The organism is Mesorhizobium sp. M0239 (assembly GCF_040321815.1).
GTDB lineage: Bacteria > Pseudomonadota > Alphaproteobacteria > Rhizobiales > Rhizobiaceae > Mesorhizobium.
In genome coordinates, this window is record NZ_JAMYSG010000013.1 from 141,134 (window position 1) to 163,642 (window position 22,509).

19 protein-coding genes and 1 riboswitch are annotated in these 22,509 nt (G+C 62.9%); of the genes, 11 read left to right on the forward strand and 8 right to left on the reverse strand.

The annotated features are described in order from the left end of the window. Positions 1-49: 49 nt before the first annotated feature. Positions 50-1,978 carry an ATP-dependent zinc metalloprotease FtsH gene (ftsH, locus tag NKI99_RS15945; RefSeq protein ID WP_023811859.1) on the forward strand — a complete coding sequence of 643 codons (1,929 nt, stop codon included), beginning with the start codon at positions 50-52 and terminating at the stop codon, positions 1,976-1,978. A gap of 247 nt (positions 1,979-2,225) precedes the next feature. Here the strand turns inward: ftsH and NKI99_RS15950 are convergent, their stop codons facing one another. Together NKI99_RS15950 and NKI99_RS15955 are read right to left on the reverse strand one after the other, a co-directional pair. Continuing rightward, complete coding sequence (locus NKI99_RS15950) at positions 2,226-2,678, reverse strand: hypothetical protein (protein ID WP_023811860.1); 453 nt, start codon at positions 2,676-2,678, stop codon at positions 2,226-2,228. A gap of 241 nt (positions 2,679-2,919) precedes the next feature. Continuing rightward, positions 2,920-3,756: a hypothetical protein gene (locus NKI99_RS15955; protein WP_352611403.1), complete on the reverse strand. Its 837-nt coding sequence runs from the start codon at positions 3,754-3,756 to the stop codon at positions 2,920-2,922. A gap of 368 nt (positions 3,757-4,124) precedes the next feature. On the opposite strand from NKI99_RS15955, the gene glmM reads away from it, so the two are divergent. The 5 genes from glmM to serA all read left to right on the forward strand — a co-directional run bounded on the left by glmM (position 4,125) and on the right by serA (position 10,635). Beyond that, the gene (gene glmM / locus NKI99_RS15960) at positions 4,125-5,477 is read left to right on the forward strand and encodes a phosphoglucosamine mutase (protein ID WP_023811863.1); all 1,353 of its coding nucleotides are present in this window, start codon (positions 4,125-4,127) and stop codon (positions 5,475-5,477) included. Between the two features lie 270 nt (positions 5,478-5,747). Beyond that, positions 5,748-6,593: an outer membrane protein gene (locus NKI99_RS15965; protein ID WP_128305508.1), complete on the forward strand. Its 846-nt coding sequence runs from the start codon at positions 5,748-5,750 to the stop codon at positions 6,591-6,593. Between the two features lie 222 nt (positions 6,594-6,815). Further along, complete coding sequence (locus NKI99_RS15970; RefSeq protein WP_023811865.1) at positions 6,816-7,589, forward strand: outer membrane protein; 774 nt, start codon at positions 6,816-6,818, stop codon at positions 7,587-7,589. A gap of 201 nt (positions 7,590-7,790) precedes the next feature. Next, positions 7,791-8,966 (forward strand): phosphoserine transaminase, encoded by a 1,176-nt coding sequence (locus tag NKI99_RS15975; RefSeq protein ID WP_023811866.1) that lies wholly within the window; start codon positions 7,791-7,793, stop codon positions 8,964-8,966. 67 nt (positions 8,967-9,033) lie between these two features. Beyond that, on the forward strand, positions 9,034-10,635 hold the full coding sequence (gene serA / locus NKI99_RS15980) for a phosphoglycerate dehydrogenase (RefSeq protein WP_023811867.1): 1,602 nt from the start codon (positions 9,034-9,036) through the stop codon (positions 10,633-10,635). A 49-nt stretch (positions 10,636-10,684) separates the two neighbouring features. Here serA and NKI99_RS15985 read toward each other — a convergent pair whose 3' ends face one another. Beyond that, the gene (locus tag NKI99_RS15985) at positions 10,685-11,149 is read right to left on the reverse strand and encodes a DUF2231 domain-containing protein (RefSeq protein WP_352611423.1); all 465 of its coding nucleotides are present in this window, start codon (positions 11,147-11,149) and stop codon (positions 10,685-10,687) included. A 152-nt stretch (positions 11,150-11,301) separates the two neighbouring features. Then, positions 11,302-12,207: a DMT family transporter gene (locus NKI99_RS15990; protein WP_352611404.1), complete on the reverse strand. Its 906-nt coding sequence runs from the start codon at positions 12,205-12,207 to the stop codon at positions 11,302-11,304. Between the two features lie 208 nt (positions 12,208-12,415). Here NKI99_RS15990 and NKI99_RS15995 point away from each other — a divergent pair, with 208 nt between their 5' ends. Together NKI99_RS15995 and NKI99_RS16000 are read left to right on the forward strand one after the other, a co-directional pair. Beyond that, on the forward strand, positions 12,416-13,714 hold the full coding sequence (locus tag NKI99_RS15995) for an adenylosuccinate synthase (RefSeq protein WP_127267133.1): 1,299 nt from the start codon (positions 12,416-12,418) through the stop codon (positions 13,712-13,714). A gap of 75 nt (positions 13,715-13,789) precedes the next feature. Next, positions 13,790-15,439, forward strand: coding sequence for a hypothetical protein (locus tag NKI99_RS16000; protein WP_128305511.1), 1,650 nt, complete (start codon positions 13,790-13,792; stop codon positions 15,437-15,439). A 29-nt stretch (positions 15,440-15,468) separates the two neighbouring features. On the opposite strand, the gene NKI99_RS16005 is transcribed toward NKI99_RS16000, so the two are convergent. Genes NKI99_RS16005 through NKI99_RS16020 form a run of 4 tightly spaced genes read right to left on the reverse strand, consistent with a single transcriptional unit; the run spans position 15,469 to position 18,550 of the window. After that, the gene (locus tag NKI99_RS16005) at positions 15,469-15,768 is read right to left on the reverse strand and encodes a CcdB family protein (protein ID WP_127297430.1); all 300 of its coding nucleotides are present in this window, start codon (positions 15,766-15,768) and stop codon (positions 15,469-15,471) included. Beyond that, positions 15,768-16,010 (reverse strand): type II toxin-antitoxin system CcdA family antitoxin, encoded by a 243-nt coding sequence (locus NKI99_RS16010; RefSeq protein WP_128305512.1) that lies wholly within the window; start codon positions 16,008-16,010, stop codon positions 15,768-15,770. Before NKI99_RS16010 ends, NKI99_RS16005 begins: the two co-directional genes overlap by 1 nt. 58 nt (positions 16,011-16,068) lie before the next feature. Then, positions 16,069-17,889 (reverse strand): ABC-F family ATP-binding cassette domain-containing protein, encoded by a 1,821-nt coding sequence (locus tag NKI99_RS16015; RefSeq protein ID WP_352611405.1) that lies wholly within the window; start codon positions 17,887-17,889, stop codon positions 16,069-16,071. 1 nt (position 17,890) lies between these two features. Further along, positions 17,891-18,550, reverse strand: a complete 660-nt coding sequence (locus NKI99_RS16020; protein ID WP_352611406.1) for a thiamine diphosphokinase — start codon at positions 18,548-18,550, stop codon at positions 17,891-17,893. Positions 18,551-18,637: 87 nt separating this feature from the next. Further along, a riboswitch (TPP riboswitch) is annotated at positions 18,638-18,752 on the forward strand. A gap of 43 nt (positions 18,753-18,795) precedes the next feature. Here NKI99_RS16020 and thiB point away from each other — a divergent pair. From thiB to thiQ, 3 genes are all read left to right on the forward strand, one after another. Further along, the gene (gene thiB / locus NKI99_RS16025) at positions 18,796-19,794 is read left to right on the forward strand and encodes a thiamine ABC transporter substrate binding subunit (protein ID WP_352611407.1); all 999 of its coding nucleotides are present in this window, start codon (positions 18,796-18,798) and stop codon (positions 19,792-19,794) included. Positions 19,795-20,037: 243 nt separating this feature from the next. Beyond that, positions 20,038-21,657 carry a thiamine/thiamine pyrophosphate ABC transporter permease gene (gene thiP / locus NKI99_RS16030; RefSeq protein WP_352611408.1) on the forward strand — a complete coding sequence of 540 codons (1,620 nt, stop codon included), beginning with the start codon at positions 20,038-20,040 and terminating at the stop codon, positions 21,655-21,657. Further along, positions 21,650-22,441 carry a thiamine ABC transporter ATP-binding protein gene (thiQ, locus tag NKI99_RS16035; RefSeq protein ID WP_352611409.1) on the forward strand — a complete coding sequence of 264 codons (792 nt, stop codon included), beginning with the start codon at positions 21,650-21,652 and terminating at the stop codon, positions 22,439-22,441. The genes thiP and thiQ overlap by 8 nt, the downstream gene beginning before the upstream one ends. The last annotated feature ends 68 nt before the right edge of the window (positions 22,442-22,509 follow it).

The window sequence follows — 22,509 nt, forward strand, 5'->3', positions numbered from 1 at the left end:
TTTCCTCTCATGACGCGTGTCCGCCCCGCGGACGCCAACGGGACAATTGATGAATCCGAACTATCGCAACCTCGCGCTCTGGGCGATCATAGCGGTCCTGCTCATAGCCCTGTTCAATCTGTTCCAGACGCCGCAGACGCGAGGGGCCTCCAGCGATGTGCCTTATTCGCAGTTCCTGCAGGATGTCGCGGCGGGCCGGGTCAAGACGGTGACCATCGCGGGCGCCCGTATCAGCGGCACCTACACCGACAATGCCAGCGGCTTCCAGACCTATTCGCCCGGCGATCCTTCGCTGGTCTCGCGGCTGCAGGACAAGAACGTCACCATCAATGCGCGGCCTGAAACAGACGGTTCCAATTCGCTGTTCGGCTATCTGATCTCGTGGCTGCCGATGATCCTCATCCTCGGCGTCTGGATATTCTTCATGCGCCAGATGCAGTCCGGCTCCGGTCGCGCCATGGGCTTCGGCAAGTCGAAGGCCAAGCTGCTCACCGAAGCGCATGGCCGCGTCACCTTCCAGGACGTTGCCGGCGTCGACGAAGCCAAGGAAGATCTGGAAGAGATCGTCGAGTTCCTGCGCGATCCGCAGAAATTCCAGCGGCTCGGCGGCAAGATTCCGCGCGGCGTGCTGCTCGTCGGCCCTCCGGGAACCGGCAAGACGCTGCTTGCGCGCTCGGTTGCCGGCGAAGCCAATGTGCCGTTCTTCACCATTTCCGGTTCCGACTTCGTCGAGATGTTCGTCGGCGTCGGTGCAAGCCGCGTCCGCGACATGTTCGACCAGGCCAAGAAGAACGCGCCCTGCATCATCTTCATCGACGAAATCGACGCTGTCGGCCGTCATCGCGGCGCCGGCCTCGGCGGCGGCAATGACGAACGCGAGCAGACGCTGAACCAGCTGCTGGTCGAGATGGACGGTTTCGAATCCAACGAAAGCATCATCCTGATCGCTGCCACCAACCGGCCCGACGTGCTCGATCCGGCACTGCTGAGGCCAGGCCGCTTCGACCGCCAGGTCGTGGTGCCGAACCCTGACATCGTCGGCCGCGAGAAGATCCTCAAGGTGCATGTACGCAACGTGCCGCTGGCGCCCAATGTCGATCTCAAGGTGATCGCGCGCGGTACGCCGGGCTTTTCCGGCGCCGACCTGATGAACCTTGTCAACGAATCCGCGCTGATGGCGGCACGGCGCAACAAGCGCCTCGTCACCATGGCCGAATTCGAGGACGCCAAGGACAAGATCATGATGGGCGCCGAGCGCCGCTCGTCGGCCATGACGCAGGCCGAGAAGGAGCTGACCGCCTACCACGAGGCAGGCCACGCCATTCTCGCGCTGAACGTGCCATCGGCCGATCCGCTGCACAAGGCCACGATCATCCCACGCGGTCGCGCGCTCGGCATGGTCATGCAGTTGCCCGAAGGCGACCGTTATTCGATGAGCTACAAATACATGATCTCGCGGCTCGCCATCATGATGGGCGGCCGTGTCGCCGAGGAGTTCAAGTTCGGCAAGGAAAACATCACCTCGGGTGCCTCTTCGGATATCGAGCAGGCGACCAAACTGGCGCGCGCCATGGTCACGCGCTGGGGCTTTTCCGACAAGCTCGGCCATGTCGCCTATGGCGACAACCAGGAAGAAGTGTTCCTCGGCCATTCGGTGGCACGCACGCAGAACGTCTCGGAAGAGACAGCGCAGATCATCGATGCCGAAGTACGCCGCCTGATCGACGAGGCCTACTCATCGGCGAAGTCCATCCTGACCAAGAAGAAGAAGGAATGGATCGCGCTGGCGCAGGGCCTGCTGGAATACGAGACGCTGTCCGGCGAGGAGATCAAGCAGTTGATCGCCGGCCACAAGCCAGCGCGCGACCTTGGCGACGACACGCCGCCGAGCCGTGGCTCTGCCGTGCCGAAGTCCGGCGGCCGGCGCAAGAAGGGGCCGGAGCCCGAAGGCGGCATGGAACCGCAGCCATCGAGCTGAGCTTGACCACTGATTTCATCGAACGCCGCGGCTTGCTCCGCGGCGTTTTTTGTTTTTGGCGTTGGGGAGGAGTTGTCCGCGACCTCGCATCTGCGACGATGACGATTGGCGAAAGCCTAGGTGATAGCCAATCTCCCCCCTTGCGGGGGAGATTGGCAACGTCGCCGCTGGCGTGCCCTCGAAGGCAACAAGAAGGCCCGCGAACCCTGCGGTTCGCAGGCCTTCTCTTCTTCAGATGTCTTGTCGCTCAGCTCTTCAGCTTGGCATTGCACAGGCTGTAATAACCGCCGCCCTTCTGGATCCAGCGAAGGCCGTTCAACGTGCCCGCGTCCTTGTTGCCATGGTAGCCCTGGAGACAGGTCTTCATGCGCGCCTTCGCGGGCTTTTCGGTCTTGAACTCGGCGGCCAGCGTGGTCGGGAATGTCACGCCCGCGGGCGCTACAGTGGGGGCGACCGCCGCGCTGGTTTCCTTTTTCGTCTGCGGCTCGGTTTTGACCGTATCCTCGCTGACACTGTCCGCTGCTGATGTCGCGCACTTCTCCTTGCGAAAAGCCGTCCAGTCCATGCCGTTCAGAGTGCCGCCTTCCTTGGCTGTTCGATAGGTCTCGCCGCATTCCTTCATCGTCAGTGCGCTTGCGGGGGCGACGCTCCAAGCGACAAATGCGGTCGCAGCCAATACCGCCAATTTCAAACTGTGCATAAGACCCTCCTGGTTGATAATAAGTTTGACGTCTTTTTGTATATGGTTTGTTCTTTATATGTTCAACAGAATCTTTTCGGACTACCGATGAGCTTGGCGGTGGGCAGTGTAGGCGAATTGATGATGCCGGCAGCCCGGCGACATGCAGATGCGAGCAAGGCAGTGTGCGTCTTCGCGCAACAAAAAAGGCCCGCGCATCTTGCGATGCGCGGGCCTTTGTTTGGAGACTATGGCTAAGCGATCAGCTCTTGAGCTTGGCGTTGCACAGGCTGTAGAAGCCGCCGCCCTTCTGGATCCACTTCAGGCCGCCAAGCGCATTGGCGTCCTTGAGGGCATAGTACTGGTCGAGGCAAGTGTGCATGCGGCCTTTACCGGGGGTCTCGCTGGCATATTTAGCCGAGATCGCGGACGGGAAAGTGACGCCCTTGGGTGCGGCCGTGGTCGGCTTTGCCGGCTCCTTGGTGTAGCTCGCCTCGTCGGCGGCCGGCACGGTGTCGTCATCCGAGGCACTGGTGCCGCATTCCGTCTTGCGGAAGTCGTTCCACTTCATGCCTTTCAGCGTGTTGGCCGTCTTGGCAGCCTGGTACTTGGTGCTGCATTCGGCCATGCTCAGACCCTTGCCGTCGGCGGGAGCCGCGGCAGCCTTGGTGGTTGCCGGCTTGGCGGCGGCAGCGGCGGATGCACCGGCGACGCATTCGGACTTGCGGAAGTCGTTCCACTTCATGCCGTTCAGCGTGCCGGCAGCCTTCGCCGCCTGGTATTTCGTGCTGCATTCCTTCGCCGTCAGGCCCTTGGCTGTGCTGTCGTCCGTCGCGGCGGCAGCCTTGGCAGCCTTGGCCGGCTTCGTTTCCGCGGCCTTCTTGGTATCGGCCGGCTTGGCGTCGGTGGTTGCCGCGGCATCGGTGCCGCATTGAGCCTTGCGGAACTGATTCCAGGTCGCTCCGGCGAGTGTCCCCGCATCCTTGGCGGCGTTATACTTCGTGCTGCACTCGGCCATCGTCAGTGCGTTGGCTGGCGCGGCCAGGAACAAGGTCGCGACGGCGAGGCCGGTCAAAGTGGCAAGTCGGTGGATGAGCATAGCGTTTCTCCGTTGCAGCAGCCCATGATACGTCCCTGCAAATCAATAACGCTCAACGGCCGGTTGCGCCAGATGCTAAGTGGCGTATATATCGCCGAAAACCGGCTTCTCCCGATAAGGTGATGAAATCGTTGTCCATTGCCTGGTTGAGAGCAAGATTTTCCTGATGCATCCGCGCTGAAAGGCTCGAATGACTTGTATATTGCAGCATGGCAGTCTGGGCATGTCAGGTTGCAGCCACGTTGTGTGCAGTGCACAACAATGGTTTTCTAAGAATTGGTAACGTATAATCACACAATGTGATCATAGCGCGCCGGCCAATTGTGGCATGACGTGCCGGGGAAGAAACTTCGAGGAAGCTGACTAGCATGGCAGGGAATTATTTCGGCACGGACGGCATTCGCGGGCGCGCCAACAAGTTTCCGATGACTGCGGAAATCGCGATGCGGGTCGGCATGGCCGCCGGCCTTTCCTTCCAACGCGGCAGCCATCGTCATCGTGTCGTGCTCGGCAAGGACACCAGGCTTTCCGGCTATATGATCGAGAATGCCATGGTCGCCGGTCTTTGTGCCGCCGGCATGGACGTGTTCCTGCTCGGCCCGATCCCGACTCCGGCTGTCGCCATGCTGGTGCGTTCGCTGCGCGCCGATATCGGCGTCATGATCTCGGCCTCGCACAACCCCTATTACGACAACGGCATCAAGCTGTTCGGACCCGACGGCTACAAGCTCTCCGACGAAATCGAGGAGCGCATCGAGAGCATGCTCGACAAGGATATCGAACTGGCGCTCGCCGATTCCGACGGGCTTGGCCGCGCCAAGCGCGTCGATGGCGTGCATGACCGCTACATCGAATTCGCCAAGCGCACCTTGCCGCGCTCGATGTCGCTCGCGGGCTTGAGGATCGTCGTCGATTGCGCCAATGGCGCGGCCTACAAGGTGGCGCCCGAGGCGCTGTGGGAACTGGGCGCCGAAGTCGTCGCCATCAATGTCGAGCCCAACGGCTTCAACATCAACAAGGAATGCGGCTCGACCCATCCGGCCGGCCTGCAAAAGAAGGTGCACGAAGTGCGCGCCGACATCGGCATCGCGCTCGACGGCGACGCCGATCGCGTCGTCATCGTCGATGAAAACGGCGCGATCGTCGATGGCGACCAGATCATGGCGCTGATCGCCGAATCCTGGCACCAGAGCGGGCGGCTTGCGGGCGGCGGCGTCGTTTCGACGGTGATGTCCAATCTCGGCCTCGAGCGCTTCCTCGGCGGCATGAAGCTGCAATTGCACCGCACCAAGGTTGGCGACCGTTATGTCGTCGAGCATATGCGCGCGCATGGCTTGAATGTCGGCGGCGAACAGTCAGGTCATATCGTGCTGTCCGACTTTTCGACGACCGGCGACGGCCTGGTCTCGGCGCTGCAGGTGCTGGCCTGCATCAAGCGGCAGGGGCGGCCGGTCAGCGAACTGTCGAAAAAGTTCGAACCGGTGCCGCAGCTTCTGAAGAACGTCCATATTTCCGGCGGCAAGCCGCTCGAGGAGGCGCCGGTCAAGGCCGCCATCGAAGACGCCCGTAACCGCCTCGGCAAGACCGGACGGCTGGTTATCCGGCCATCAGGGACAGAACCGCTGATCCGCGTGATGGCCGAAGGCGACGACCCGCAGCTGGTCGAGTCCGTCGTCAACGGCATCGTTGAAGTCATCTCGGAAACGCGCAGCGCCGCCTGACCCCAGCGCGTCCAGCAGGACGTGGATCGGACAACCAGGCGCGCCGCGCTCCCTTAACCGGTCCAAGGCCCGCCCCTCGGCGGGCTTTTTCTTGTCAGCCGCCACTTTTTTCGGTGTCCGTAAATCTCGCGCCAATCCCTAGAGTTTCGAGATTCGTGGTTAAGCAACAGGGTTAAACGCCTTTTAACCTTTGCAATTCATTATCCACGACTGAAAGCCAATCGCATTTCGGGCGGGTTCGCCGTTCCGAGCTTCTCAGGGGTGACAAGCATGTTCAAGACAGCACGAAAGGCCCTGCTCGCCTTACTGTTCGCGGGCCTGGCAGGACCGTTGTTCGCAGCCGACCTGCCGGAACCGATGGTTGAAGAGGCTCCGCCTCAGGCCGTCTACGAACAGCCGGTCGAGGTCGGCGGCTGGTATATCCGTGGCGATATCGGCTATCATAAGTCGAAGGTAGGTGACATTGACTACATCACTTACGGAGCCGAGCCTTGCCCTTGCGGACCTCCTGTCGGAGTCGCCGGCAGCAAGTCCTTCGACTACGGCAAGCTCAAGGGCGGCTTCTCGCTCGGCGCCGGCATCGGCTACAAGATCAACGACCACTTCCGGACCGATCTGACCGCCGACTACTGGTTCAAATCGAACTTCAACGGCGGCACCTCGGATGCCACCACGACCTCGACCGAAGTGTCGAAGATGAGCGCCCTGCTGCTGCTCGCCAATGCCTATGTCGATATCGGCACCTGGCACGGCATCACGCCCTATGTCGGCGCCGGTATCGGCGGTGCCCGGGTCAAGTGGGATACCGTCTATGACCCGAACACCACTGAGACCAATCCCGGATCATCCAACTGGCGCTTCGCTTACGCGGTCATGGCCGGCGCCTCGTACTGCCTGACCGACAAGGTCATCCTCGACGCCGGCTACCGCTTCTCCCATATCCAGGGCGGCCGCATGTTCGAATTTGATACGAGCAGCGCGGGGCCGGGCTTCGATCACGGCTTCAATACCCACGAAGTGCGCGGTGGCCTGCGCTATCAGTTCGGCGGCAGCAACGGTTGCGCCGCGCCGGTCGTCGCCTACCAGCCCGAACCCGAGCCGATCTACACCAAGTAACGCCATCTACATCACTTGAATTCTTCATCACTTGAATTCTTCGACCGTCCGGCCTCAAGCCGGGCGGTTTTTCGTTTGGCCGCCTAGAATCAACAGCGGAAATGAATCCGCTAACGCTCTGTTAGCCTTAACCGGCACTTAACCACTATGGTTAACAATGCTCCTTGAAACGATGGCTGCCGCTGCGATTGCGGGCTGCGCCAAATTCGGGAGTCGGGGACCATGAAACTTACATCGCGTATGGCGCTGGCGCTCGGTGCACTAGCCCTCCTGCCGCTGACGCCGGTGCACGCGGCCGATTATGACCCGCCGATCTATGTCGACCAGGCGCCCGACTATGTCCCGGTCGAGGTCGGTTCCGGCTGGTACCTGCGCGGCGACGTCTCCTATCTGGCGCAGAAGAGCTTCAAAAATGAGGATTTCGCCTTCACACCTTCGCCACCTGCAAGCTTCAGCGACAAAGAAGATCCGATCTTTGCCAGCATCGGCTTCGGCTACCATTTCAACGACTATCTGCGCGCCGACCTCAATCTCGGCTATCTGCCTGGCAACGAGATCGGCGTCGGCTATGACGATTCAGCGACTGCGGCAGAGCCGACCGTGGCGTCGGCATCCCTGAAGAACTACGCCTTGTCGGGCATACTCAACGGCTATGTCGATCTTGGCACCTATGTCGGCATCACACCCTATCTCGGCGCCGGTATCGGGGTCGTCCGCAGCAAGCGCAGCCTGTCGGCAAGCTATTTCACCGACAATGGCGACGACACGGACGATTTCGCCGTAAGTGACAGCAAGACCCAGTACTCGCTGGCCTACACGCTGAATGCGGGCCTCGCCTATCAGGTATCGAAGAACGTTTCCGTCGACCTGGGCTATCAGTATTTCTCCGCCCCGGACGCTGAATATGTGACGGCTGAGAGCCTGACCTCCTATCCGGTCAAAAAAGGTATCAGCAACCATCAGGTCAAGCTCGGGCTGCGCTACGATCTCTGGTAGGCGCGGCGAGCACGAGGTTCAGGACGGCGGATCTTCGGGGTCCGCCGTTTGCGTTTGAAGTCACGACATCCCGATCAGGGATCGCCGGTATCCCGGCAGCGACAAAAACTTTCCTCTTGACGCCCGAAGCCTGAACGCATATCGCCGTCCGTGGGCCACCCCTCCCCAACGAGGGGCCACTATCTGGAAGGATAGACCACGATGACGACGCATACGAAGCCCGGACTCCGTCCGGCAAACCCCAATTTTTCCTCAGGTCCCTGTGCAAAACGTCCCGGCTGGTCGGTCGAGGCGCTGAACAATGCCGCGCTCGGCCGTTCCCACCGCGCCAAGATCGGCAAGACCAAGCTCGAACAGGCGATCGAGCTGACGCGGGAGATTCTCCAGGTCCCGGCGGGTTATCGCATCGGCATTGTGCCGGCGTCGGACACCGGTGCGGTCGAGATGGCGCTGTGGTCGCTGCTCGGCGAGCGCGGCGTCGACATGGTCGCCTGGGAGAGCTTTGGCTCCGGCTGGGTCACCGACGTGATCAAGCAATTGAAGCTCGCCGATGTGCGCAAGATCGAAGCCGGCTACGGCGAACTGCCTGATCTTACCAGGATCGATTTCGACCGCGATGTGGTCTTCACCTGGAACGGCACCACGTCGGGCGTGCGCGTGCCGAACGGCGATTTCATTCCCGCGGACCGCAAGGGCCTGACCGTCTGCGATGCGACTTCCGCCGCATTCGCGCAGAGGCTCGACTTCGAAAAGCTCGATGTCGTCACGTTCTCCTGGCAGAAGGTGCTGGGCGGCGAGGGCGCTCACGGCATGCTGATCCTGTCGCCTCGTGCCGTCGAGCGGCTGGAGACCTACAAGCCTTCATGGCCGCTGCCGAAAATCTTCCGCCTGACTTCGGGCGGCAAGCTGATCGAAGGCATCTTCAAGGGCGAGACCATCAACACCCCCTCGATGCTGTGCGTCGAGGATTACCTCGATGCGCTCAACTGGGCGAAGTCGACCGGCGGCCTCGACGCGCTGATCGCCAGGGCGGATGCCAATGCGGCCGTCCTCGATCGCTTTGTCGGCAAATCCTCCTGGCTCGGTCATCTCGCCGTCCAGCCGGCGACACGGTCGAACACGTCCGTCTGCCTGTCCTTCACCGATCCGGACGTGTCCGAGCTCGACGCCGACGGGCAGGCGGCTTTCGCCAAGGGGCTGGTGTCGGTGCTCGACAAGGAAGGCGTCGCCTACGATATCGGTGCCTATCGCGACGCACCGCCCGGCCTGCGCATCTGGTGCGGCGCGACGGTCGAGACGTCGGATCTGGAAGCGCTGCTGCCCTGGCTCGACTGGGCCTTCGCCGCACAGAAGGCGTCGCTCAAAGCGGCGGCCTGAGATCATTCGCGGCGGCCTCCGGGCCGCCCATTCCCATCAGGATCAAATCCATTTCAAGGAGGTCGCCATGGCGCCCCGCGTTCTCGTCTCAGACAAACTCTCCCCCACCGCCGTGCAGATATTCAAGGATCGTGGCGTCGAGGTCGACTATCTGCCCGATCTCGGCAAGGACAAGGAAAAGCTCGCCGAAGTGATCGGCCAGTATGATGGCCTCGCCATCCGCTCGGCGACCAAGGTCACCGAAAAGCTGATCAACGCCGCTACCAATCTCAAAGTCATCGGCCGCGCCGGCATCGGCGTCGACAATGTCGATATCCCGGCGGCAAGCCGCAAGGGCATCATCGTGATGAACACGCCCTTCGGCAACTCGATCACCACAGCCGAACATGCGGTGGCGATGATCTTTGCGCTGGCGCGCCAGATCCCTGAAGCCAACGCCTCGACCCATGCCGGCAAATGGGAAAAGAACCGCTTCATGGGCGTTGAGATCACCGGCAAGACGCTGGGCGTCATCGGCTGCGGCAACATCGGTTCGATCGTCGCGACACGCGGCGTTGGCCTCAAGATGCACGTCATCGCCTTCGATCCGTTCCTGTCGGACAGCCGTGCCGAGGAGCTTGGCGTCGACAAGGTCGAACTCGACGAACTGTTCGCCCGCGCCGATTTCATCACCCTGCACACGCCGCTGACCGACAAGACGCGCAACATCATCGATGCCGCGGCGATCGCCAAGATGAAGAAGGGCGTGCGCATCATCAATTGCGCACGCGGCGGTCTGATCGTCGAGGCCGACCTGATCGCGGCGCTGAAGAGCGGCAAGGTGGCCGGCGCCGGCGTCGACGTCTTCGAGGTCGAACCCGCCGAGAACAACGAACTGTTCGGCATGGAGAATGTGGTGGCGACGCCGCATCTCGGCGCCTCGACGACGGAGGCCCAGGAGAATGTCGCGTTGCAGGTTGCCGAACAGATGGCCGACTATCTGATCAAGGGCGCCGTCTCCAACGCCATCAACATGCCGTCGATCACCGCCGAGGAGGCGCCGCGGCTGAAGCCGTTCGTCAAGCTTGCCGAGGTGCTCGGCGCCTTCGTCGGCCAGGTCACCGAGGATCCGATCAAGGAGGTGGAGATCCTGTTCGACGGCTCCACCGCGACGATGAACACGCGCGCGCTGATCAGCGCCGCACTCGCCGGACTGATCCGGCCTCAGGTCTCCGACGTCAACATGGTGTCGGCGCCGATCATGGTGAAGGAGCGCGGTATCATCGTCGCCGAGGTCAAGCGCGACAAGTCGGGCGTCTTCGACGGCTATATCAAGCTGACGGTGAAGACCGAGCACATGACGCGCTCGATCGCCGGCACATGCTTCTCGGATGGCAAGCCACGCTTCATCCAGATCAAGGGCATCAATCTCGATGCCGAGGTCGGCCAGCACATGCTCTACACCACCAATGCCGACGCGCCGGGCATTATCGGGCTGCTCGGCACTGTCTGCGGCGAGAATGGCGTCAACATCGCCAACTTCCAGCTCGGCCGCAACCGGCCGGGCGGCGATGCCATAGCGCTGCTCTATCTCGACGCGCCGTTCCCGGAAGCCGTGCTGGAAAAGGTCAAGGCGCATAAGTCGATCGACTCGGCCAAGCGGCTGCAGTTCGACGTCAACGCGATGTGATCGAGGACAGGGGTCGCCCTCGTTGATGCCGGCCGCCGCGGCGGCCGGTTCAGGTCAACTCGTCCGAGCCATCGGAGACAGCCACCCGATGTCGGTAGACCAGTTCCCAACCCTTCCAGCCCGTAAACAGCAGGATGAGAACCACGATCAGCGATAGGACGAAGCCGGTTGGCATCACGGCCGCCGCTCCGCCGGTATACCGCAAGTACCAGTTGTAAAGCTCGATCAACACGACGAGTACATTGCCGCCGGCATGGAGCCATGCCGTCGTGAGATTGCGGATCTGAACATCGCCGAGAACATCCGTCAGGCCAGCAAGCGCAGCCAGGGCAGCCATGATCAGGCCGGCGCCGAGAAGCCAGAGCGATCCGGTGACCCATCCGGGATCGGCTGTTCGCCAGAAGATAAGATCGCAAACGAAGGTGCCGACGAAAAAAGCAATCGGAAACGGAATCAGCATGGGATGGATAGGGTGACCAGCGATGCTTGCCGTGCTGCGAGGGTTGTGGCTCATCATGTCGCCTCCCTGCCGTTCAAACTCCGCTGGAGGTGAAATGTTCCAAGTGGGGACGCGGCAGGGTTTATGCCGCCGTTCCGCGGCCATTGGCGAAGTCCAGGCCGTTCGCGTGAATTGCCGCGACGGCGGAGGGCGTCAGCCGCCACATGTCATCCGCGGTGGTCCGCCAACGCCATCTTGCGCCCGCTGTATTCGGCAAGCCCGATGCCGCCCAGCACGAGCACCAAAGCCAGTACCTGATAGAGGTGGAACGTCTCGCCGACGATCAGCACCGACAGCAGCGTGCCGAAGATCGGCACCAGATTGATGAACAGGCCGGCGCGGTTGGCGCCGATCAGTTCGTTGCCTCTGATGTAGAAGATCTGCGAAACGACGGAGGCGCCGATCGCCGTATAGACGATGACGGTCCAGCCGCGCGCGTCGGGCATGATGACCTTGCCGGCGACGACCTCCCACAGGAAGAACGGCAGCGAAGTGACGAGTGCCGCAACCGACAGGGCCAGCATCAGGCTTTGCCAATGCATCACCGGTTTCAACCGCAGTCCGACCGAATAGCCGCTGTAGAGAAACACGGCGACCAGCATGATGGCATCGCCGAAATTGAGTTCCAGCGTCAACAGCCGGCGCGGATCGCCATGGCAGGCGGTGAGGATCACGCCGGCGATGGTCAGCACGACGCCGACAATCTGCGCCCAGTTCACGCGCAGGCGGAAGAAGACGAAATTGGCAGTCATGATCAGGGTCGGCATCGCCGCCTGTTCGATCGAGACATTGATCGCTGTCGTGTAGTTGAGCGCCGTGTAGAAGATGGTGTTGAACAGGGTGAAGCCGCTGGCGCCGAGGGCGACCAGCACGAACCAGTGCTTGCGGACGACCGGCCAGTCCTTCTGGATGGTCTTCCAGCCGATGGGCAGCATGATCGCCACGGCCAGAACCCAGCGCAGGAAGACCAGCGTCATCGGCGAGACGTGATCGACCGCCAGCTTGCCGGCCACCGAATTTCCGCCCCAGAGCAAGGTGGTGAGCAGCAGGAATATGTAGGCGCTTCGATGCATCGCGGGATTCCAGTCGCCGGAGCTGCGGTGTTTGCCGGCCTATTGCCCTCGCTCGCCCAAGTAAATGATGTCAAAGCCGAAAATTGTTGTGCCTCAGGGCATTTTCGACGGCAAAGAAAGGTCGCGCTCGCGAGGTCTTGACGTTATAGAGGCCTGTCGTTTCGAACCATATTCAAGCCGCTTGGCGGCGTCTCAAGGGAAAAGAAACATGGCCAATGTGGTGGTCGTCGGCTCGCAGTGGGGTGACGAAGGCAAGGGCAAGATCGTCGACTGGCTGTCGGAGCGGGCCGATGTCGTGGTGCGTTTCCAGGGCGGCCACAATGCCGGCCATACGCTGGTCGTCGACGGCAAGGTCTACAAGCTGTCGTTGCTTCCGTCGGGCGTCGTGCGCCAGGGCAAGCTGTCTATCATCGGCAATGGCGTCGTGTTCGACCCGCATGCTTTCGTCGCCGAGGTGGCCAAGCTCAAGGCGCAAGGTGTCGAAGTCGCACCGGATCGCCTGAAAATAGCCGAAAACACAGCGCTTATCCTGTCCCTGCATCGGGAGCTGGACGGATTCCGTGAGGACGCCGCATCCAATTCCGGGACGAAGATTGGCACGACCCGTCGTGGCATCGGCCCCGCCTACGAGGACAAGGTGGGCCGGCGCGCGGTCAGGGTGATGGACTTGGCGGATTTGGAAACACTGCCCGTGAAGGTTGACAGGCTGCTGACGCACCACAATGCGCTGCGTCGGGGGCTTGGCCATGCGGAAGTCACGCATGACGCGATCATGCAGGAACTGACCTCGGTCGCCGACGACATCCTGCCCTATATGGACCGGGTCTGGAAAATCCTCGACGACAAGCGCCGGGCTGGCGAGCGTATCCTATTCGAGGGCGCGCAGGGCACGCTGCTTGACATAGACCACGGCACCTATCCATTCGTGACCTCGTCGAACACCGTTGCCGGACAGGCTGCCGCCGGCTCCGGCGTCGGCCCAGGCGCCATCGGCTATGTGCTCGGCATCACCAAAGCCTATACGACACGCGTCGGCGAGGGTCCTTTCCCGACCGAGCAGAAGAACGAGGTCGGCGAATTCCTCGGCACGCGCGGCCATGAATTCGGCGTCGTCACCGGCCGCAAGCGCCGCTGCGGCTGGTTCGACGCGGTGCTGGTACGCCAGGCCGTCGCTGTCAACGGCATCAAGGGCATCGCGCTGACCAAGCTCGACGTGCTCGACGGGCTGGACGAGATCAAGGTCTGCACAGGTTATCGTCTCGACGGCGAGATGATCGATTATCTGCCGGCCAGCCAGGGCGCGCAGGCACGTGTCGAGCCGGTCTACGAGACGCTCGAGGGCTGGAAAGGCACCACTGCCGGCGCGCGCAGCTGGAACGATCTGCCGGCCCAGGCCGTCAAATACGTCCGCTACATCGAAGAGCTGATCGGCGCCCCGGTCGCACTCCTTTCCACCAGCCCCGAACGGGACGACACGATACTTGTGACCGATCCGTTTCAAGACTAGTTTCTGAAGCCTTTCCGGGCATCGCGGCCGATTTGCGGGGGCCGGCGCGGAAACAAAATACAGGTCGACTGAAGCATGGCAGATTACGTTGCTATTCTGAAAAAGGCGCTCGGCAAGCATGGTGACGAGACGCCGGAAAAGCGTACGCGCATCTATGCCAGCGTTCGCACCATGCTGGCGAAGAAGCTTGAGGAATATTCGCCGCCGCCGGCCGCCGAAGCCATAGCCACGCAGATGCGTTCGCTGGAAGACGCGATCGCGAGTGTCGAGCGGGACTATGCCAAGAGCCTGCCGGAGACCGATCCGCTGGCGGAGCTGGAACACATCTTTTCGTCGATCGATCGCAACAAGAATCAGCCAACCCATACACGGCAGCCGGCCAAGGCCGAATCAGCCTGGCCGGCACCGCCCGCTGCAAAGCCTGAATCTTATCAGCCCGCGCCACCACCTGCCGCCAAGGTCGAGCCGAGCTGGCAAAGGGCGACGCCGGCGCCTTCCCAGCTGGCTCGCGCCGACACGCCTCTTCCAGGTATGGATGCCGACGAGGAGGAGGACGAGGCCGATGTCTTTTCCAGCGACGAAGAGCCGGTGTCGGATACCTTCCAGCGCCTGCGTCCCGCCGAGCGCAAGCGCAGCTATGGTGGGCTGATCGCGGCCGTCGTCGCTCTTCTGGTCGTAGCCGGCGGCGGCTACGGAATCTGGCTGAACAAGGATGCCTTCGGCAAAATGCTTGGGTTTGGCGGCAATCAGGTCGCCAAGACCGAGCCGGTGAAACCAGCGCCTGCCAAGCCGGCAACCGATGCCGCGGCAACGCCTCCGGCGCCCGCGGCTGGCGGCACGGAAGCCGAAAGCACGAAATTCACGCAGCGGCTGACGCCGCAGGGCAGTGAAGTCGACCCGGGTCCGGCCGGTGGCCAAAGCGGCATCGGCGAAGGCGAATCGGTCGCCGCGCTGACCACGCCGCCCTCGGCGACGAACCCACCGGCGATTTCCGCTCCGGCCGCAGGCACACCTGCCGCGGCAGCGCCCCCCGCTACAGGTGCCGCCCCCGCAACACCGCCTGCCAACGGAGCTGCCCCGGCAGCGCCAGCCGATGCTGCCGGCACGCCGACCGCACCGGCCGGCGCCGCGCCGCCCGCCACGGCAGCTGCGCCTGCGGAAGCCGCTCTGCCTGTCGGCCAGAAGGCGATCTTCTATGAGGAGCGTACCAGCACTGCCCAGGGTTCCGCCGAGCCCGGCAACATCGTCTGGTCGCTGGTGCAGGAATCGCCCGGTGGCGACCTGCCGCCGGAGCCGGCGATCCGCGCCGAGGCCACCATTCCCGGCAAGGACATCCAGTTGCGCATGACCATCCGCCGCAACACCGACCAGACACTGCCGGCCAGCCATATCATCGAGATGATCTTCCTGACGCCCGACGGTTTCGAGGGCGGCGGTGTCGACAACATCCTGCGCGTCGCCATGAAGGGTTCGGAGCAGGATGCCGGCAGCCCGTTGATCGGCATTCCGGCCAAGATCGCCGACGGCTTCTTCCTCGTCGCGCTCAACGATACCAAGGCCGACGAAGACGCCAACATGACCCTGCTTCGCGGCCAGGACTGGATCGACGTACCGGTCGTCTACAAGACCGGACGGCGGGCACTGCTGACCATGGAAAAGGGCATTCCCGGCGAGAAGGTGTTCGACGAGGCAATCAAGGCCTGGCAGGCGAAGACGGCGGGCTGAGAAGGAAGCCGGCCCGAAGCCTCGTTGACTCAGAAGCCCTGGAACAACATATCGAGCGCGGCGACGATGTCGTCGTGGTGCCGGGAGAGATTTCCCTCGGCATCCGGCAATTCAGAGGCCATCAAGGCTGACATGAACTGCGTGACCATTACATGATCTTTGCCATCGATAGCGAAGGTCGGATTTAGTCGGCGGCCCGGAACCGGTGCTATGTTGGGCGGCATCAACGGAATGACGACTCTTGTGCTCAGTCCTTCAAGAAGGTCGGACTGAACATCGAGAAAATAGCCGCCGCCTTCAGCATTCCGATAAAGATCGTAACGTGCCATCAAAACAGCCGGTATTTGGCTAATGGCAGTCCGTTGCGCCTGACATATTCATTGGAGCTTTCAATGGCTTCTTTGTTTTCCTCTTGCCATCGACGCGTCTTTTCCGCCGCAATCGCTTTCGCGATCCCCGCCTCGGCGGCACGGGAAATGTTGATGCCCAACGCTTTCGCGTCGCTGATCAACTGGGAATCGATGGACGTGTTGACGGATTGCCGTTGAGGTTTTGACGTCGATTGAAGCATGGAAATCGCTCTCTTTTATGCGCATAATGTAGGCGCATAAAAGTTCACACACAATCCCTTACCCTTCCATCTCCTCGCGCAGCATCTCCAGTTCCAGCCACTCTTCCTCCAGCGCCGCCAGCGTGGCGCGCTCCTTGTCGAGGGCGGCGATGGTTTTCTGGAAGGAGGCCGGGTCGCGCTCGTAATAGGCCGGATCGGCGATGTTGTTCTCCAGCCTTGAGATCGAAGCCGTCACAGCCTCGATTTTCTTGGGCAGCGATTCCAGCGCGAATTTCTGTTTGAACGACAGTTTCTTCGCCGGCCCCTTTGGCGCGGCCGCTTCACTTCTGGTCGTCACTGGCGCTTCGCCGTTTTCGGCCTTCGCACGCGCCTTGCGGTCGTCCAGCCTGGTGCCGCCGCGCTGCGCCAGCATGTCGGAGTAGCCGCCGGCATATTCGATCCAGCGGCCTTCACCATCCGGCGCGATCAGGCTGGTCACGGTGCGGTCGAGGAAATCGCGGTCGTGGCTGACCAGGATGACGGTGCCGGCAAAGCCGGCGACCAGTTCCTGCAGCAGTTCCAGCGTCTCCATATCGAGATCGTTGGTCGGCTCGTCGAGCACCAGAAGGTTTGCCGGCCGCGCCAGCACCCGCGCCAGCAAGAGCCGTGCCCGTTCTCCGCCGGACAACTCGCGCACCGGGGTGCGTGCCTGCTCCGGCTTGAACAGGAAATCCTTCATGTAGGAGACGACGTGGCGCTGCTCGCCATTGAGGACGAGGTTCTCGCCGCGCCCGTCGGTGAGATATTGCGCCAGCGTCTCCTGCGGGTCGACCGCCTCGCGCTTCTGGTCGAGCGTGGCGATCTCCAGATTGGTGCCGAGCCGCACCGAACCGGCGTCCGGCTTCATCTCGCCGGTCAGCATCTTCAAGAGCGTCGTCTTGCCGGCGCCGTTCGGCCCGACCAGGCCGACGCGATCGCCGCGCTGGATGCGGGTCGAAAACCCCTTGACCACGGTGAGATCGCCAAAGCTCTTCTCGATGTTCTTCGCCTCGATCACCAGCTTGCCGGACTCGGCGGCGTCGCTCGCCACCATGGTCGCCGACCCTTCGGCACCCCGATGGCCGCGAAAACGCTGGCGCATGGTCTGCAACTCGCCGAGCCGGCGCATGTTTCGCTTGCGCCGCGCCGTCACGCCGTAGCGCAGCCAATGCTCTTCGCGAACGATCTGGCGGCCGAGTTTATGCTGCTCGCGCTCTTCTTCCTCCAGGACCAGGTCGCGCCATTCCTCGAAATGGCCAAAGCCCTTGTCCAGCCTGCGGGTCTGGCCGCGATCGAGCCAGATGGTGGCGCGCGACACACGTTCGAGAAAGCGGCGGTCGTGCGAGATGACGATCAGTGCCGAGGAGGTGCGGATGAGTTCTTCTTCCAGCCATTCGATGACCGAGAGGTCGAGATGGTTGGTCGGCTCATCGAGCAGCAGGATGTCTGGCTCCGGCGCCATGACGCGGGCAAGGGCAGCGCGCCTCGCCTCGCCGCCCGACAGATCGTTGGGCCGCTCCTCGCCCGACAGTCCGAGATGCTCCATCAGATAGCTGGCGCGGTAGGGATCGTCGGCGGGGCCAAGCCCGGCCTCGACATAGGCGCGGACGGTGGCAAAACCTTCCATGTCGGGCATCTGCGGCAGATAGCGGACGGTCGCCGAAGGCTGGCGGAACACCTCGCCATCCTGCGGCTCGATCAGGCCAGCGGCGATCTTCAGCAGGGTCGACTTGCCCGACCCGTTGCGGCCGACCAGTGCGATCTTGTCGCCGGCCGAAGCCGTCAAGGCGGCGCCGTCGAGCAGCGGCGTGCCGCCGAAGGTCAGTTTTATCCCGTCGAGGTTGAGAAGAGGCGGGGCCATGTCAGCTTTCAGGTAAGGGATAGGGATGAGCGAGCAGCATCGCGCGGCCATGGCCGAGCGCGATTTCGAGGCGGCCCCCGGTCTTGTCGGACTTGACCTCGTTGGAGATGGTCAGCGACGAACCGAACACCACCTTGACGTGGTTCAGCGGCCATTTGGCGCCGGTGACGGTCAGGCCGGCGAGCTCGGAAAAGCCGAGCACCGAAAACAGCGTGCCATCGGCATAGTCGAAGCCGGCCGTTCCGCGCAGCAGCGGGATGCCTTCCTGGGCGCCGCTGGTCAGGAGCACATCAGTCCCGGCCTCGGCCAGCCGCAGGGCAAGCGCCAGATGCAGGAAAGCGTGGTCGGCGCGCTTGCCGCCGAAAGCACCTGCGAGCACCAGGCGGGTCGCGCCGCGCTCGAGTGCGGCGGCAATGGCCAGTTCGCCATCGGTCTGGTCCTTTTCCGCCGGGAAGGTCCGGCGCGGCACGGAAGCGAGATCGTCAGGCAGCTCGGCTGGCACGGAATCGAAATCGCCCACCCACAGTTCGGGCACGAGACCCAGCAGCCGCGCATGCCCGATGCCGGCGTCGGCGGCGATGACGCGGGAGCCTTCGGCCTGGCGGTCGAGCCGTGGCGTGCGGATGAGATCGCCGCCAAGCAGGATGGTGAATGTGCTCATATCGTGTGGCCCTTACCAGCCCGGCACGGGAAACGGAAGGCGGCAAACTCCCACTTGCATGGGGGATCGGCCCGGCCTATGTGTCGAAACGCTCTAACGGGGTGCCGGACGCGATCTTCGCGGACCGGCTGAGAGGCAGTCTCGCCAACCCGCTGAACCTGATCCGGTTTGTACCGGCGGAGGGATTAGACGTTTCGGACAGTCCGACGCCTCAATTCCTTTCAATTCGAACGAAGGAGGCGCCGATGCGCACGTTTTTATACGCTCTTGTTTCAGCAACGGTCGTGGCCTTGTCCGGACCGGCCTTGGCCAAGGACAAGCTCACCGTCTACACCTATGATAGCTTCACCGCCGACTGGGGTCCGGGTCCCGTGGTGAAGAAGGAGTTCGAGGCCGAATGCGGCTGCGATGTCGAGTTCGTCTCGGTCGCCGACGGCGTCGCGCTGCTCAACCGCGTCAGATTGGAAGGCGCATCGACCAAGGCCGATATCGTGCTTGGCCTCGACACCAATCTCACCGCCGATGCCAAGGCGTCAGGCTTGTTCGCGCCGCATGGCGGCGTAACTGATGTCAACGTGCCGGGTGGCTGGAGCGACGATACTTTTGTCCCCTTTGACTACGGATATTTCGCCGTCGTCTACGACACCGAGAAGCTGAAGATCCCGCCGAAAAGCCTGAAAGAGCTGGTCGAGGGCAGTGCCGATGACAAGATCGTCATCCAGGATCCGCGCACCTCCACGCCGGGCCTCGGTCTGCTTCTGTGGGTCAAGTCAGTCTATGGCGACAAGGCGCCCGAGGCCTGGGCCAAGCTCAAGGCGAAAGTGCTGACCGTGACGCCGGGCTGGAGCGAGGCCTATGGGCTGTTCACCAAGGGCGAGGCGCCGATGGTGCTGTCCTACACGACGTCGCCGGCCTACCACATGGTCGCCGAGAAGACAGAGCGCTATCAGGCAGCGTCGTTCGAGGAGGGCGAGTATTTGCAGATAGAAGTCGCGGGTATCACCACGGCGGGGGCCAAGAACCCGCTGGCGGCCAAGTTCATCGCCTTCATGACCGGGCCGAAATTCCAGGATGCCATCCCCGAGACCAACTGGATGTTCCCGGCCGGCAAGACCGACAAGCCGCTCAATCCGGCCTTCGACAAACTGGTCAAGCCGACCAAGACCTTGCTGTTCAGCCCGCAAGAGGTCGCTGCCAACCGCAAGGCTTGGGTCGATGAATGGCTGGCGGTGATGAGCAAGTAGGCTTGCGAGTTCTTTTGATGTTCGCGCCACTCCACCCCCCTCTGGCCTGCCGGCAATCTCCCCCTCAAGGGGGGAGATTGGCAGCGTCGTTGCTGGTTATAGTCCGGCAACGTTGGAGACTAGCGGAAGCATGGGTGACGGCCGATCTCCTCCCTGGAGGGGGAGATGTCCGGCAGGACAGAGGGGGGCGCCAAGGAACGCAATCCTTTGTAATTGCCGCGATGGAAAGAATGGTGGTCCAGCGTGCAACGCGCGTCTGACCCCCGCATCACCGCTGGCACCCTCGCGCTCGCTGCAATCGCGCTGCTGATCGGCGGCGCGTTTGCTGGCCTGCTTTTCGAGGGCGCCCATGATTTCTCGGGCGCCTGGGCAACCTTCGATCCCTATCTGCTTCGCGTCATTCGCTTCACGCTCTGGCAAGCGGCGCTCTCGACGCTGCTTTCGGTCATCCCGGCGCTGTTCGTGGCGCGCGCTCTGTCGCGGCACCCACGTTTCTTCGCTCGCGCCTTCATCCTGCAGATCTTCGCCGTGCCGTTGGCGCTGCCGGCTATTGTCGCAGCACTCGGCATCCTGGCGCTTTATGGCCGTGCCGGCTATTTCGCCGGCGTGCTTGCCGTGATCGGCGGGGGAAGCTGGCCGGGCATCTATGGCCTGTCCGGCATCCTCGTCGCCCATGTCTTCTTCAACCTGCCGCTGGCGACGCGGCTGTTCCTCGAGGCGCTGCAGACCATACCGGCCGACCAATGGCGGTTGGCGAGCCAGCTCGGCATGGCGGCGCGGCCGGCGTTCCGGCTGATCGAATGGCCAACGCTGCGCGCCGCACTGCCCGGCGTCGCCGGGCTGGTGTTCATGCTCTGCATCACATCCTTCACCATCGTGCTGACGCTCGGCGGCGGGCCGGCCGCGACGACGCTTGAGGTCGGCATCTACCAGGCGCTGCGCTTCGATTTCGATCCCGCCCGGGCCGTTACATTGACGCTGTTGCAGATCGCCTTGACCTTTATCGTTGTGCTGACCCTGACGCGCCTGGGCGCCAATGTGGTCGGCGACACCAATTTGCCGGTCGCGCAACGCCGCTATCTCTCGGTCAATCGGAGCGAGACCTGGTTGAACGCGCTAGTCATCATCCTGGCGCTGCTGTTCGTCGTTGGGCCGATGGCGGCAACCGTGGTGGCCGGGTTGGGTGCGGACCTCGGCCGTTTGGCCAGAGAGGCCACTGTCCGGCAGGCAACGCTGACCAGCGCGGCGCTCGCCTTTCTGTCGGCGCTGCTTTCGGTGATGCTGTCGCTGGCGCTGACCATGGCGCGGCGGGCACTGGCGCTGAACCGCCGTGCCGGCGCAAAGACACTGCTCGAACGCGCCACCGATACAGGCGCCGGTTTTGTCCTTGTCGTGCCGCCGATCGTCGTCGGCGCCGGCTGGTTCGTGTTGCTGCGCCATGCCGGCGATGTCTTTGCCATCGCCCCGGTCATGGTCGTCACCGTCAATGCGGTGATGGCGATGCCGTTCGCCCTGCGCGCCGTGCGTCCCGCCTATGATGCGGCGAGCGAGCGTCACGAACGGCTCTGCGCACAGCTCGGCATTGCGGGCTGGAACCGGCTGATGCTGGTCGACTGGCCGTCGCTGCGGCGACCGCTCGCCACGGCCTTCGCTTTCGCCATGGCGCTGTCGCTCGGCGATCTCGGTGTCATTGCCCTGTTCGGCAGTGATTCCGTGCAGACATTGCCCTACCTTCTTCTGGCACGGATGGGCAGCTACCGCACCGAGGATGCCGCCGGCCTGGCACTGCTGCTCGGCTTCGTCTGTCTCGCGTTGATCGTGGCGGCGCACTGGCTGGGAAGGGAGAAGGTCCGCGATGCGTGAGAGGGCGGCCAACAGGCTCGAAAAGGGCGCGCCGGTGCGGCTAGACAATGTGTCGTTCAGTTATGGCAGCTATGGCGATGCGCCACTTGTCTTCGACGTCGAGTTCGCCACGGCGAAGATCACCGCCATCATGGGTCCGAGCGGTTCGGGCAAGTCGACACTGCTCAATCTGGTCGCCGGCTTCGAGACCCCACAATCGGGCCGCGTGCTGATCGGCGGGGCCGATGTCAGCGCCGAGCCGGCCTCGGCGCGGCCGGTGTCGATGGTGTTCCAGGAGAACAATCTCTTCGCGCATCTTTCCGTCGAGCAGAATGTCGGGCTCGGCCGCTCGCCCTCCCTGGGACTGACCGAGGCGGACCGCGCCGCGGTCGCCGAGGCGCTTGCGCGCACCGGTCTCGCGGGCAAGGAGAAACGCCTGCCGCGCGAGCTCTCCGGGGGCGAACGCCAGCGCGTCGCACTGGCCCGCGTGCTGGTGCGCGACCGACCGGTGTTGCTGCTCGACGAGCCCTTCGCTTCGCTCGGACCCGCTTTGCGCGACGAGATGCTGGATCTGGTTGCTGCCGTTCATGCCGAACGCGTCATGACGGTGCTATTTGTCACCCACCAGCCCGAGGATGCACGCCGCATCGGCGAGCACATGGTGTTTGTCGACAATGGGTTGGTGGTGGCAACCGGCAAGGCTGATGATTTCTTTACCGGGGCTGGTCCGGAGGCGTTCCGGCGCTATATCGGCGCGGGTGCTGGATATTCCACATCACGCGATGTTGCCCGGAAGCGGACATAATTTACGGTCAAACCGGCTCCAGGCGATGTGGCGTTTGCTTGCCATGACCGGGGGAGTGTGGCTAGGTC